This window comes from Pollutimonas bauzanensis, from assembly GCF_040393045.1.
Taxonomy (GTDB): domain Bacteria; phylum Pseudomonadota; class Gammaproteobacteria; order Burkholderiales; family Burkholderiaceae_B; genus Pollutimonas; species Pollutimonas bauzanensis_A.
In genome coordinates, this window is record NZ_JBEBUX010000043.1 from 15296 (window position 1) to 29345 (window position 14050).

At 56.7% G+C, this 14050-nt stretch carries 13 protein-coding genes; 4 read left to right on the top strand and 9 right to left on the bottom strand.

Annotated features, from left to right (window positions below; all coding sequences use genetic code 11):
* Positions 1-86: 86 nt before the first annotated feature.
* The 4 genes from ABWO67_RS08820 (at position 87) to ABWO67_RS08835 (ending at position 4580) form a co-directional block, all read left to right on the top strand.
* Entirely contained in the window at positions 87-1376 is a 1290-nt protein-coding gene (locus tag ABWO67_RS08820) for a hydroxymethylglutaryl-CoA reductase, degradative (RefSeq protein WP_353150494.1), read from the top strand.
* 41 nt (positions 1377-1417) lie between these two features.
* Complete coding sequence (locus ABWO67_RS08825; RefSeq protein WP_353150496.1) at positions 1418-2626, top strand: ABC transporter substrate-binding protein; 1209 nt, start codon at positions 1418-1420, stop codon at positions 2624-2626.
* A 100-nt stretch (positions 2627-2726) separates the two neighbouring features.
* The gene (locus tag ABWO67_RS08830; protein ID WP_353150499.1) at positions 2727-3695 is read left to right on the top strand and encodes a homoserine kinase; all 969 of its coding nucleotides are present in this window, start codon (positions 2727-2729) and stop codon (positions 3693-3695) included.
* A gap of 81 nt (positions 3696-3776) precedes the next feature.
* Positions 3777-4580, top strand: coding sequence for a BPSS1780 family membrane protein (locus tag ABWO67_RS08835; RefSeq protein ID WP_353150502.1), 804 nt, complete (start codon positions 3777-3779; stop codon positions 4578-4580).
* A 17-nt stretch (positions 4581-4597) separates the two neighbouring features.
* On the opposite strand, the gene ABWO67_RS08840 is transcribed toward ABWO67_RS08835, so the two are convergent.
* From ABWO67_RS08840 to ABWO67_RS08880, 9 genes are all read right to left on the bottom strand, one after another.
* Positions 4598-5038, bottom strand: coding sequence for a tetratricopeptide repeat protein (locus tag ABWO67_RS08840; protein WP_353150505.1), 441 nt, complete (start codon positions 5036-5038; stop codon positions 4598-4600).
* Positions 5035-5481: a hypothetical protein gene (locus ABWO67_RS08845; protein ID WP_353150507.1), complete on the bottom strand. Its 447-nt coding sequence runs from the start codon at positions 5479-5481 to the stop codon at positions 5035-5037. Before ABWO67_RS08845 ends, ABWO67_RS08840 begins: the two co-directional genes overlap by 4 nt.
* An 18-nt stretch (positions 5482-5499) precedes the next feature.
* Positions 5500-6384 carry a PAAR-like domain-containing protein gene (locus ABWO67_RS08850; RefSeq protein ID WP_353150509.1) on the bottom strand — a complete coding sequence of 295 codons (885 nt, stop codon included), beginning with the start codon at positions 6382-6384 and terminating at the stop codon, positions 5500-5502.
* A 14-nt stretch (positions 6385-6398) separates the two neighbouring features.
* Entirely contained in the window at positions 6399-7472 is a 1074-nt protein-coding gene (locus ABWO67_RS08855) for a pentapeptide repeat-containing protein (protein ID WP_353150512.1), read from the bottom strand.
* Positions 7469-10087, bottom strand: a complete 2619-nt coding sequence (locus tag ABWO67_RS08860) for a DUF2169 family type VI secretion system accessory protein (protein WP_353150514.1) — start codon at positions 10085-10087, stop codon at positions 7469-7471. The genes ABWO67_RS08855 and ABWO67_RS08860 overlap by 4 nt, the downstream gene beginning before the upstream one ends.
* A 23-nt stretch (positions 10088-10110) precedes the next feature.
* Positions 10111-10605 carry a hypothetical protein gene (locus ABWO67_RS08865; protein WP_353150517.1) on the bottom strand — a complete coding sequence of 165 codons (495 nt, stop codon included), beginning with the start codon at positions 10603-10605 and terminating at the stop codon, positions 10111-10113.
* A gap of 38 nt (positions 10606-10643) precedes the next feature.
* A complete protein-coding gene (locus ABWO67_RS08870) occupies positions 10644-12992 on the bottom strand; it encodes a type VI secretion system Vgr family protein (RefSeq protein WP_353150520.1) in 2349 nt (782 codons plus the stop codon).
* 29 nt (positions 12993-13021) lie between these two features.
* Positions 13022-13681, bottom strand: coding sequence for a DUF3540 domain-containing protein (locus tag ABWO67_RS08875; RefSeq protein ID WP_353150522.1), 660 nt, complete (start codon positions 13679-13681; stop codon positions 13022-13024).
* A gap of 144 nt (positions 13682-13825) precedes the next feature.
* Positions 13826-14050, bottom strand: a 225-nt coding sequence (locus tag ABWO67_RS08880) for a PEGA domain-containing protein (protein ID WP_353150525.1), incomplete at its 5' end; no start/stop codon positions are given.

The following is a 14050-nucleotide window of genomic DNA, read 5'->3' on the forward strand; positions in this document are numbered from 1 at the left end:
TCACTTATAGCATGTGCATTTTGAAATGCGCTACCTATACTCATTCCAACCTTCTCACATCCCCCTTCGGTTGGACCCTTACTACTATGACTCCTGATTCGCGCATCCCCAACTTTCGTACGCTTGAACCAGCGCAACGCCTTGAGCATATTGCCAGCGCAGCACAATTAACAGCCCAGGAGCGCAAGCTCCTGGGCGAGCCTGGCGCTCTGCCCTTATCGACCGCCAATGGCATGATAGAAAATGTCGTCGGCACCTTTGAACTGCCTTACGCTATTGCGAGCAACTTTCAAATTAATGGCAAAGATAGGCTGGTGCCCATGGTGGTCGAGGAGCCCTCTGTGGTCGCGGCTGCCAGCTATATGGCCAAACTGGTGCGCGAAGTCGGCGGATTCCAGACCTCAAGCACGGGGCCGTTGATGCGGGCCCAAGTCCAGGTCATGAATATCTCCGACCCCTATGGAGCGCGGCTCGCGATTTTGCAACACAAGCAGGAAATTATCGAAATTGCCAATAGCCGCGACCGCATCCTGGTCGGGCTGGGAGGCGGCTGTCAGGATATTGAAGTGCATGTGTTCCCAGACACCCCCAGGGGGGCAATGGTAGTGGCCCATCTTATTGTCGACGTGCGCGACGCCATGGGCGCCAATACCGTCAACACCATGGCCGAAGCCGTAGCGGGCCACATAGAACAAATCACCGGCGGGCGCGTGCGCTTGCGCATATTGTCCAACCTGGCCGATTTGCGCCTGGCGCGCGCCCGTGTGCAACTTCCCGCCTCTATTCTGCACAGCAAGGACTACAGCGGACAAGACGTCATCGAAGGCATCATGGATGCCTACGCCTTTGCAGCCATTGATCCCTATCGCGCCGCCACCCATAACAAAGGCATCATGAACGGCATCGATCCCGTAATTGTTGCAACAGGAAACGACTGGCGTGCGGTAGAAGCGGGTGCACACGCCTATGCCTGCCGTCAGGGCCGCTACACATCATTAAGCACATGGGAAATTGCCCGTAACGGCGATTTGGTGGGAACCCTGGAAATGCCTATGCCGGTCGGCCTGGTCGGGGGCGCCACTAAAACCCATCCGCTGGCTCAGCTTTCGTTGAAAATCATGAACGTTTCGAGCGCGCAAGAACTGGCCGAAATTGCCGTCGCGGTAGGCCTGGCTCAGAACATGGCAGCCTTGCGTGCGCTGTCCACCGAAGGCATACAGCGCGGCCATATGGCGCTGCATGCCCGCAATATCGCCATGGCGGCGGGCGCCAAAGGCGCAGAGGTGGACTGGGTAGTGCAGGAAATGGTGAAGGCCAAAGATGTGCGCGTCGACCTGGCCATGCAGTTGCTGCAGAGCCGCAGCGGCAAGTCGTAAAGTAAGCCAAAAATAATCAAATTAATACCTGGAGACAAAAAATGAAAAAACCACTGTTCCTCTTAAGCACCATGGCCCTCATTGTGGCCACAACCTTGGGCTATGCGCATGCGCAAGGCGCGCAAGATGTCGTGCGCATCGGATTCATTACCGACATGTCGGGTCCTTACGCCGATACCGACGGTCCCGGCGGCCTTGAGGCCATCAAGATGGCCGTGCAAGACGCCGGCGGCCAGGTGCTAGGCAAGAAAATAGAAATCCTTTCTGTCGACCATCAAAACAAGCCGGAAATTGCCTCGGCGCGAGCGCGAGAATGGATAGATCAACAAGGACTTACTCTGCTGATCGGCGGCGTAAACTCAGCAGCCGGCTTGGCCATGAACACCATCATCGCCGAGAAAAAAATTCCCTATATCAATATCGGCGCTGCAACCGCGCGCCTGACCAACGAAGACTGCACACCCTACACCATTCATTATGAATACGACACCGTCGCCCTGGCCAAAGGCACCGGTTCGGCGGTGATCAAACAGGGCGGAAAGTCCTGGTACTTCCTGGTGGCCGATTACGCTTTCGGCCATTCGCTCGAAAACGATACCAGCGCCGTCATCAAAGCCAATGGCGGCACCGTGGCGGGTTCAGTCAGGCATCCGCCCAATTCGTCAGACATGTCGTCCTACATTCTCCAGGCCAAAGCCTCTAAAGCCCAGGTCCTGGGCTTGGCCAATGCCGGTTCCGACACGATCAATTCCATCAAAGCCGCTAATGATTTCGGCCTGACCAACGATATGAAGTTGGTCGGCCTGTTGATGACCATTAATGACATCCACGGCTTGGGGTTGCCTGTCGCGCAAAAGCTATTAATGACCGACAGTTGGTACTGGGACAAAGACGACGCTTCGCGCCAGTTTGCACAGCGCTTCTATAGCACTATGAAAAAAATGCCCAGTACACACCAGGTTGCCGCCTACTCGGCAACCCGCAGCTATCTGAAAGCCGTCGAGGCTGCCAAGACCACGGATTCGGACGCAGTCATGAAAGCGTTGAAAAGCATGAAGATAGACGACGTCTATACGAAGGGCTATATCCGCGCCGATGGCCGCTATATTCACGATATGTATCTGATGCAGGTCAAGACCCCGCAAGAGTCCACCAAGCCCTGGGACTATATGAAGATAGTGGCCACCATCCCGGGAGAAGAGGCATTTACCAACGTCGCTGACTCTACCTGCAACTTGCTTAAAAAATAAGCCTCGCCACACAAACTTCCAACCTCGACTAAAATCAAGAGCCCCCGACCTGGCGGGCTTTTTATTTATCCACGGTTTACCCAAGCAGAGTTTGTAATCTATGGCCGTTTTTACCCCCGTCAGCGACAGTGATGTACGCGAGCTTTTAGGCCGCTACTCGTTGGGCGAGCTGGTTTCCCTACGCGGCATTACCGCCGGCATCGAAAACACCAATTATTTCCTGACCACGACGCAAGGCGAATATGTGCTGACCTTGTTCGAAGTCCTGACTTACGAACAATTGCCGTTCTATATAGAGCTCATGCACCACTTGGCCGAACGGCAAATACCAGTGCCTCAGCCGCAAACCTTGCGTGACGGCACTCGCTTGACTGTCCTGCATGGCAAGCCTTGCGCAATTGTTACCCGGCTATCGGGCGGCTACGAACCCGCCCCCAGCCCCGCACACTGCGCCCTGGCAGGCGAAACCCTGGCGCGCGCCCACCTGGCCGCCCAAGACTTCGGTATCAAGCAGCCCAATTTACGCGGCCTGCCATGGTGGCAAGCGACCATACCCAAAGTCCTGCCGTTCTTAAGCAGCGAGCAGTCAGCGCTAATCCAGCAAACGCTAGCCGAACAAACCACATTCGCCGCAAGTTCCGACTATCTAGCCCTGCCTAGTGGCCCCGCACACTGCGACCTGTTCCGCGATAACGTGCTGTTTGACGGCACTTTCGAAATGCCCCGCATGGGCGGCTTCATCGACTTTTATTTTGCCGGATGCGACACTTGGCTATTCGATGTGGCGGTAAGCGTGAACGATTGGTGCATCGAACGCAATACCGGTGTCTTTGAAATCGATAAGCTACAGTCCTGGTTAAGCGCCTACGCTGCGGTACGCCCTTTTACGGCCGAAGAAAGAACAGCATGGCCTATCTTGCTGCAAGCGGCCGCCTTGCGGTTCTGGGTGTCCCGCCTATACGATTTTTATCTGCCGCGCCCTGCTCAAACGCTAAAGCCGCACGACCCACGGCACTTCGAACGCATTTTGCACGAACGCCGACTAACTGCCGCGTTGACGCTTCCTTAAGCCAAACCGTTATTATTGAACTATGCTCCTTTGAGCAATCACCATAGACACTTACTGCGTCTTCAGGAAGATCCTCCCATTATGCAAGCTGCCATCCTTCCCATTACATCCGGCTGGATCTGGATACAAGATGGATTCAAGCTCTTCAAGCGCCAGCCCATGGCGATGTTTTTCTGGAGTCTGATGACAGGGTTTTTGATTACTGTCAGCTATCTGATTCCGCTGCTGGGGCAAATGGCGCTGATTGCCGGCACTCCTCTGCTGACTTTCATTACGCTGTGCGCCTGTCGAAATATCGCCAACGACCGCCCTATGCTGCTGTCGATGTGGCTGGAGCCTTTGCGGGATGGCGCTACGCGCAAGCGTCTGTTCGGACTGGGCTTTGCCTACCTGGCCAGTTGCCTGGCCGGCGGCTTCCTGGCCACCTTGCCATTTATCGATGGCCTGATGAGCGCTATCAACACGGAAGGCAACATCGACGAAAACGTGTTGATTACGGCAATGCGCGGGCCGTTTATTACTTTCGCGCTGCTATATGTGGTGATTTCCGCATTGTTCTGGCATGCGCCGGCCCTGATAGGCTGGCATCGCATCAAAATAACTCAGGCACTGTTTTTTTCCATGGTGGCCTGCTGGCGAAATAAACTGCCTTTCCTCGCCTACGGGGTCAGCTGGGCGGCGATTTTCTTTGCGGTACAGACGGTGGGCTCATTTTTGACCGTGCTGGGACTATCCCCCGGCATGGTGCAAATGCTGCTTACGCCGGTGAATATTGTGGTGGCGGCTGTGTTGTATTGCAGTTTTTATCCGGCTTATATCAGTGTGTTCGGGGCTAACTACCCAGCATCTGATGCAAAGCCGGAACAGCATCCGGACAACGTATAAACATAGATGACCCACCGCTACGATTCGTCCAGCAAGCCTTTGTCTTCCAGCAGTTGCAGGCTATCGGGTCCTTCGTCTTCGTCGCTGTCGAAGATATCGACGCCATCCAGCATATAAGCACGCAATAATTCGTCGACGGCGCCCGCGTCGTTCAGGCGAACCAGCGTCTTGCCCAGCATGTAGTGAATAAATGCATTGCCCTGCCCATCCGGGCAGTTCAGTGCATTGAGCAAAGCATCCTTAGCCATGCCATAGTCACCCGACTGGTAATAAGCCTCGCCCAAAGAGGCGTGTAGCCACGTCGCCGCTTCCCAATCCTGTTGAGGATGCGGAATCAGGGCCAGCGCCTGAAGCCATTGTTCAATGGCCCCGGAATAATCGCCCTCATCGCTGCAGTTATTGCCTGCCTCGGACAGGTTTTCTATTTGTTCGTAGAGCTCGTCAGGGAGTTCCATCATTTTCCTTTCTTCGATTTCGCCCTATCCAGATAGAAAGCCAGATACTCGGGCTTCTCTTCCTGGAAGGGGCGGCTTTTATATTCTTTGAACAGGCTCTCGAACAGCGCATAAGCCTCGTCCAGCTCGCCCGCTTCGTAATGGATGGTGGCCGCTACAAATTCAACGTGGGGATCCGGCTCGGGCCCATAGGCCTCGCGGGCCATGGGTAACCAGTCCTTCGCCTTCTGTGCTTGTCCGATATTGCGATAGAAAACGGCAAGATCCACGGTCATCGACTGGGCGTGATCATAGGCCAGCTTCGGGTCCGGAATACTGTTCCAAGCCGCCAGAAAATACTTTTCGGCAGCGGCGATATCGCCGTCTTGTTCAGCCTTGGCGCTAAGCGCGCCGTATTCGTAGAGTTTCTCTTCCGCCTGTGGCGGCAACGGTAGAATATCTGCCATGTGATGTGTCCCGCCTACCTAGAAAGGTGGCAAATAGGTCTCTTTAAGTTTAGCTCCCGCAGAGCGGTTCAAGCGAAAGTGATCCAGTATATAGTTGTCCGGATCGCGCATCCAGCGCCTGACTTCAGGCGATTTTGGCCCTAAGCGGCGCCCTACCTGGTTCCACCACGACACAGCATCTTTTGGAAAGTGCGCCATATCGGCTTCTTTTAGCGGATACCACTTGTCGTTGGACGCCTTGAATTGCGTTTCGCCTCTGGGCGTTTTGCGCAGCTTGCCTTCCGCGCGCATGCGGTCCTGTACTTTTCGTCCGGTGGCAGACTTTTTCCCCGGCGTCCTGCCCAGGAATCGTTCACGCAGACTGATCTTGCGCGGCTTGGCACCGTTGGCCGGCGCCGTCTTGGCTTGCTTGCCGCCCTTGGCGGCCTTGCCCGCGCTACCGCCTTTACCGGCTCCGCCGCGACCCGCACCTCCGCCTCCGCCCTTGCCGGCACCCCCGCCACCCTTGCCACTGCCTGCTCCAAGCAAAACCACTTTGATCTGGCTAGGGACGACACGCGCACCCAAGGCATTGCAGCGGTTCTGAACTGCCAGGCTTGTCAAACGAGTGGCCGGAATGCATTTGAACAGCACATTGGGCACGCAGGTAATATGACGCGAAGGCCCCATCACCGACGGCGAAATCAGCCCCAGGGCCAACCCGGCATTATCGCCATTGGTCAGCGGCACCGTCGTCAGCAAATTATGCGCAGGCATCCCCATCAACAGAATATTCCAGGCGTTCGGAATACCCATGGGACCCAGCGCCAGATTGGGATACGGGATGGGCAGCAATGCGGGCGGTGTCTTGCAAATATCGGGAAACGCCAGGTCCAGCCCCATCAACTGACAGTTTGCAAACATGTAGATTGCTTCCTTTACCTTCCGGCCCGCAGCGCGGTCGGGCGCCCGGCGGACCATTGCTCGGCTTCAAATAAGAGAGGGTCGTTTTCCAATAGGCCTGTCCGGTCTCCCCAACGCGTATCGGCGATCAGCGCACGATGAAACTGGGTACGCATAAAGCGGCTGCCGCGGAAATCGGCGCGCGACAGATCCGCGTAGGAAAAATCGGCGTACTCCAGCTCGGCATTCTTGAACAAAGCGCGGTCACAACGCGCTCGATGCAGAATGCACTGTGTAAGGTCAGCGCCACTGAAGTCCACTTGATCTAGAAAGGCGTCAGCCCAAAGGCTTTGAGCAAATTGCCCGCCCTGGCATTGGCTGCCTCGCATGTCGGCGTGTACAAATAATGCGCGGGGTGCGCGCGCGCCGATCAGCGTGGCGTCTTTCATCGACGCCCCCTTGAAGCTGGTCTGCCCCAGCAACGCATCCTGAAAGTTACAGCCATCAAGCTGGCAATCCGTCAGTTGGCAACGCAACAGCGTCTGCCCCCGTAAATCCTGGCCCGACATATTGACCTCGACGCACACTACACTCTCCCAGTGTGCCTCGGTCAATATGACTTGCGTCAAATCACTGCGAAAGAACAGTACATGCTCCTGCCGGGTCTGGCTCATATCGGCGTTGCCCCATGTGCACTCGGTAAAGGTCGAGCGCTCGATCTGTGCGCCCGCCAGATTGCTGCCAGTCATGTCCGTCCTGACGAAATTGACCGAGACCAGCGCTGTTTCGCCAAGATCCAGATCGATAGCCCGGCAGTCGGACCAAGTCATTTCTTCGACGCGCGCTACGCGCATCCTGGCACGGCTGGCATCACAACGATGAAACACACATTGATCCAGCTGAGCGTCTTCCCATCGCGTGTCCTGCAACTGACATTCGCTGAACTGGCTGTCGCGCAGATCCATGCCTTCCAGGCTCATGCCGCGCAAGTCGCAACGAATCAAAATGGCGCCAGCATAATCACCAGGCGTCAGTTGCAGTTGACGCAGGTCCAGATCGACCAGCGCATCGCCGCCTTTGATGCGCTCCCGAAAGGTTTCCGGCGTCATGCCCCGCTCCCTGCCTGCGCGGCCTTGGGCAGGGTTTTGGCCCACTTGACGTAAGCCCCTGCGGTACGGGTGCTGGACTCCATTATGGTCTGCGAAATATCCGTCCGAAACAGGTTAGCGCCACGCAGATCGGCAAATCGAAATTCGCTCTTTTGCATTAACGCATCGATCAAGTCAGACTCGCGCAGGTCGGCGCCTGTCAAATCTGTTTCCATAAATAGTGAACCGCTTGCATCGCAGCGCAGCAGGCTCGCATCTTTCAGATTCGCCTCGGACAAATCACAGTTTTTAAGCCGCGCGCCATCAAAGTTAGTCTGCGCCAAATCCAGGCTGCGCAAGCTGCACTCTTCCAGCCAGGCATCGGTAAACACAGCGGCGGTCAAGTCTGTCTGGACGGCACAGCAAGTCGTCATGCGGCTCTGCGCATAACGCGGTGGGGTCAAGAACACACTCTGGACCCAGGCGCAGGCGGTCAAGGTGGCGCGGCTGTAATCCGCGTTTTCCAATCCGCAATCCACCCACACCACACGATGCAGGACCGCCTCGGGAAAAACAACGCGCTCAAAACGCGCTTGTTGCCAGAACGTCACGCTATCCAGCTTGGCCTGCTCAAAGCTGCAATCCACGAACTCGGTTCCGGCTGGCGAGCATCCCTTGAACGAGGCCCGCGTAAAACTGCAGCGCGCGAACAGCGCACGATCCAGTATGGTTTCGTTAAAGTCGGCACCGTCGAAGCAAGTTGACTGAACCAAGGCCTCGCCCAAGTTGGCTTCGCACAGGATCGCGTCGCTCAGGTCCGCTCCCTGCAGTTGGGCGCGCGCGAGGACAGCTTGGGTAAGATCAGCACCTGTCAGCTTGACGCCACGCAAGTTTGCCATTTCCATCCATACACCATGGCATCGAGCATGCGATAAATCCATGCCCGACAAATCGACGCCGGTCAGATCAAGGCCCGACAGATCGCGACTGCCCTGCATCAGGCTTTGAACTCGGCGGCGCATGCGCACGCTGCGCCCGCCAAGCGCGGCTTCCGCTGGCGCCTGATGGTGCGCGGCATGCCGGTAAAGCAGAGCCAGCTTGTTCTGAGCATCATCTTGCATTGCTTGCAGCTTTGCTGCGCTCATGCCGCCAGCCCCTCGTTTGTCGGCATCGCGAGCCATCGAACGCATAGTTGCCATACCTTCGTCCCGATCCAGCCGGGGCGGCCCACCCGCTTTTGCGGTATTCACGTCGGCCATCGTCGCCTCGGCCTGTGGCGTGTCCTTGAAGGCTTGCTTTAACCGCGCTTGAGACTCGCGCTGTTTTCTGAGCATATCCACTTTCATCAGACGAGTTTTCCGCCGCATGCTGCGGGCATAATCAGGCAAATCGTCCAGGGATTCCAATGGTGTGGGAACGGTTGCATCCAGCTGGTAATCGGCGGGGTTCTGACCAGCCTGCTCGGCTCGCGCCAGCATGTCGTGCTTAAGCGCCGCTGCACGCGCACGCTGATTGACCATTTGCGGCCTAGCCAACACGCCGCTACTGGCTGCTTGGAAGTCATCACCACTCAATGCTTGCTCCGGCAACAAATCCTTGTCGCGCAATGCGTACAGGGGGCCCGAATCGCGAGGCAGGCGCTGTGCCAAAACCTTGCTGTAATACGCCTGACTACGCGCCGCGCCATCCAGGGATTCCAACGCAGGCATGATGCAGGCGACATCAGAGGCATCATCGGTCGACACCGGCGCGGCACCATGAAAGATCAGCAACACACGCTCTCGGTCCGGAAAAAACCATGCCGTCGTGTGCCGCATACTGATTTCTTCCAGCGCCTCGTTATTGTGGCGCTGGAAGAAACAACGCGCTCGCCAGGCTGGCAGATGCCCTTGCAGGCAAGCCTGGTCCGGATGCATGTTCCAGATTTCGTAACCGGCCGCAGCGCTTATTTCCGGCTGCCCGACTAACCACTGGTCCGCAGACGCGGTGTTGAAAAAATGGGGATCCAGTGTATCGGGCAGGCCCGGGAAACCGTTATTCAACCATTGATCGTCGTAGCTGCCCGCACGCTTGAAACGCTGGGGCCGAGCCGGAGAGACCGGCCCGAAAGACACGGGCACACCCACCTGCCCTTCCCGCGTAAGCCGCTGCTCCAGGGCCTCCACATTCGGCACGCGCCAGACGCCATCCACGTCGCGCGCAGCGCCCAACCCGTTCTCATTATCGGGAAACCCCGGCCCGCCATAGGTATGGCGCCAATTCAAAGGGACACCTTGCACAACAGCAGCCTTGCTCATGCCGCCCTGCCCCCAGCTCCTGTCACCATGCACGATCAGGCTTTTTTCAAGGTAATCCAGGCGCGCCCTGACAGCAACACGCCCCGGATCAGACGCGTCGTGCGACCAAGCTTTGCCCGACACCAAAAACTCGGCGCAAGGTTTGGGTATCCCCAGATCCAGTACCTCGTCCTCATCCAGTTCCTGGCTAGAAATTTTCCAGAGATCGGCTTCCATCACCAGCGTTGGATCAGGGGCCAGTGTGGCCATCGCCAATACGGATACGCCCAGTTGATGCTGCCCACGGTACTGATATGGCCGGGTCAGGATGCCCAGTCTTAACGGCTTGATGATGCGCATGATTCGAATTTTTCTCCGTGCCGCTACTGGACCTGGATTGGCGTCTGGCGCCGGTCAATCGCTAACTTTGACGGCTCATCCCGGTGATACAGCACGTGCACTGTCTTGCCGCTGGCGAAAGTGGGCAATAAAGCGTCTTCGACCCATACCTCCAGCTCGACAGCACGATCAACGCTATCGGCCTCGCTAAGCAAAAGCTTCAGTTTCAGCTTGGTTTGGCGCATGGTCGTCGTTTCCTGGGTAGCCAGCCGGCGGATTTCCACGACCTTTCCGCATGCGCGGACAGCTTGGCTGTCGCCGGCCAACTGCCGGGCCAGCTTCTCTTCCGCCTCGGGGAGAAAGCTTTTTGCCACGATCACGGCAAAGAAGGCCACAAATGCCAACGTCGCCCAAATCGTCCAGGTCGGAAGCCCGTCTTTGACGAACCAGAATACAAACCAGCCACCGCACAGCAAAGCGACGGCCGCTACCCTCAATATGATGACGCTCTCACGTGTCATGCCTGTTGTCGACCCCATAATTTATCTGTGTTTCCTGGCAGCATTCCTGATTCGCATCACGTAAATAGACTGACCACCTTGCTGACGATGTGCGCCCCGCCCGTGCGGATCTCGGCGGCGGCCGTACCAGCCAGTTTGACCACCTTCTGAGTAATCTTGATCTGCCCGCCTTCGTTCTTGAAATCGTAATAATCCAACTTCAAGACAGCCCATTGCAGGTTCACGCCATAGGCTTGCCCCCTGACTCCCCAGGCATCGGCCGAGACCCCCACCACGGACAACCGGGCCGGCGTTCCCCTCATATAGCTCGCCTGCCAGAAGGACGAGGGTCCAGTATTATTCAGCGTCCAGGAAGGTGTGGTCACCGTAATGCTTGTCGCTGCGTTGACCGCAACGTCGCCCGTCACTGTTTTCGTCAACGTGCCGGTAAGCGTACTGGTGGTATCACCAGTTACCGTATGGGTCACAGCGCCCGTAATCGTGTCCACGATGTCACCAGTAATCGTGCGCGTCACGCTGCCGGTTGTTGTCTGTGTGAGGTCGCCGGTAATGGTTTCGTCCACGGTGCCAGTGGTCGTGTCTACTACCGGTCCGGTGATGGTGCGCGTCACATCACCCGTCGTGGTCTGTGTCAGGTTGCCGGTGATCGTCTCGTCGACATTGCCGGTAATTGTTTCGATCACGTTGCCCGTCACACTGCGGGTTTCATCACCAGTAATTGTTTCATTGACCGCGCCAGTCACCGTACGATCGGCTCCAGCCATGAACGTCTCGGTTTCCTGGGCATGCGTAGTGCTGGTCCGCGCACCGGTCACCGTCAGTGTGTCGTTGCCCGTAATAATCGTGTCGCGGTTGCCGTCAACGGTATGCAGCTCATTGGCTTCGACTTCGGTCGTCAGGTCGCGTTCGGCATGCAGCCAGATACGTTCACTGCCTGCCATGTCCTCAAACATCAGGGCGTTGGCGGCATTCCGGTCGCCATCTTTTGAACGGCTAAGAAAGCCGCTTTGCGTGGCATTGCCAGGCAGGTCCCACGGGGGCATGTTGCTGGCGTTAAAAACCCGGCCAATAACAATGGGCCTATCGGGATGTCCGCCAATAAAATCAACAATGACTTCATCATTGACACGGGGCAACTGAATGCCGCCGAACCCACCTCCCGCCCAAGGGCTGGATACCCTCACCCAGCATGAACTATTTTCGTTCGTCTTGCCATAACGATCCCAGCGAAACTGAACCTTCACGCAGCCATAACGGTCTGTCCAGATTTGTTCACCAGGTTTTCCCACGACTTTGGCAGTCTGCGGGCCATGGGTACGGGGCAAAGGCGTATTGCGCGCGGGCCTAAACGGAATGCTTGCGGGAATTGCCGCGAAATCCACTTCAAACTGGCTATCCCCGGCTTCGACACTGGAATAATCGTTCTCGCTCACGCGATACACCACTTTCTGGATCAGATACTCGCGATTCTCAGCAAGGCGCGGATGATTGACCAGTGTCAACAAACGGCCCGGCGCCAGTGCGCGGGCGTTGCTGTGGCCAGTTATCTGTGACTGCTGCGCCTGCAGTGCTTCCAGCCGCACCCGCGAGTAATGTTCGCCTTGATCCGGTTCGGTGTAGCCGCCCATCCACTCATATACCTCCAGGTCACCGTGCGAATAGGAACCCGGGTTGCTGCGCAATGCATCAAGGCTGGCCGCCGGCTTCTTGAAGTCGTAATCGACGGTAGCAAATCTGCCTGGGGTTACCTGCTCGGCCGGCTCCCAGCTCGAAATGTATTCCTTGTCTGACTGCACGACACGGTCCGGCCCAATATAGGGCAGCGACTCAAGACCGGGAAACGGACTGTGCTGAGCGATGTCATCGGTCAGCACCAATACATGCTTGCCGTCTTCGTGCCTGAACCAGTAATAAATCCCTTCGTGCTCCATCAAGCGGCTAATGAAAGCGAAATCGCTTTCCTCGTACTGGACGCAATACTCCCAGGTGCGATAGCTTCCGACAAGCTTAAATTCAGTGGGAAATCCGTAATCAGCCAATACTTCCCGAATCACATCCGGCACGGACTTTTCCTGGAAAATCTTGCTGTCGCTGGTTTGCGTCAGGTACCACAACCATGGTCGAACGACCGCACGGTACACGTAGTAGCGCGAGGTGGCGCTGGCGCGGCCAATCAGCTTGCAACGTGTGACCTGCCCATTCAAATAACGCGTGCCCGCCAAGCCCAGGTCAATATGCAAGGTCAGCGGCTGACTCAATAATTGCTTCAAATCCAGCGAATGCGACTCGGACAGCAGTTCTACATCAAACTCGAACAGCGTCGACAGCTCCTCTTCGCCATTGAGCGACCGGAACATCAATGTGTCACCGGGTAGCGACGTGCTGACTTTAACAATACGATTCACGCGTTTCTCTCCTGCCTGTTCCGGGCGCTTCAGCCCATATGAATCTGATCGGCATCGACCTTGACCAGGTCCGTACCGGTAACCAGCGTGTGCCGGGCATGCAGCCTGACGGTGTGCTCGGCCTGATAATCGATACGGCCCGCACGTACCTGCTCGGTGTCTTGCGTAAGTCGGAATACGTTATGAGCCAGCTGCGAAATGCGGTCCATGACGACCTCGCAAGCGCGCCCGATAAGACGCACCGAGCCCACCGTTAATCGGGCTCCCGCACCTAAATAGTCAAGCTCGCTCACGGTGCACTGGGCGGTGTCGGCCCGCATAGTCAATGCTGAGGTGTCCAACGCCATGCCCTCGCTCCCCTTGAGAGAAAGCGTTTGTGCCGCCTGCATCGAAATACTGCCGCCAGGACAAGCAATCACCATATCCCCCCGAGTTTCCAGGCGGGCGATTTCTGGTCGCGCCTGGCGGATGATTGCAATCAGAAAGGTCTGCTCAGGCACCGGGCCACTGATTAGCACCAGATCGCCCACACTTGGCGCCAGCAGGCAACTGGCCGCTCTTTCGACATGCCAGTCTGTTGTCTCGCAACGCACCACGCAATGTCCGCCGCTTTCGATCCGCGTCACCTTGCCCAGCAGTTGTACGGGGTCGTATGGCAACACGGCTGTTGTCTTGGCGGCGGTTCTCATTATCTGGCTCTCCTGAGTCACGGATCGGTGTTTGTAAGCAAGCAGCAGTATGGAAAGACAAAGCCTCAGTTTGATGACATGGATACTTATTTACTTCTCTTACGTTTTGACAACAATGTCTCTTCACGTCATAACGCGTTGAGCTCACTCAAAACTGTGCGAGATGGCCGTGGGCTTGCCGGCTTGCACAGTCAGTTGCTGTTGATAAGGCGGCAGATCACCGTTCACGACTTTTACGCGATATTGGCCTGGCTTAAGCGACAGGATCTTCACGGGTGGCGACACGCCTCGTGAAACTCCGTTTATAAAAACCTCTCCCCAGGGCAGAATCGACAACTGAACATTTACGTTACTGGCTGTAGTTGCCGG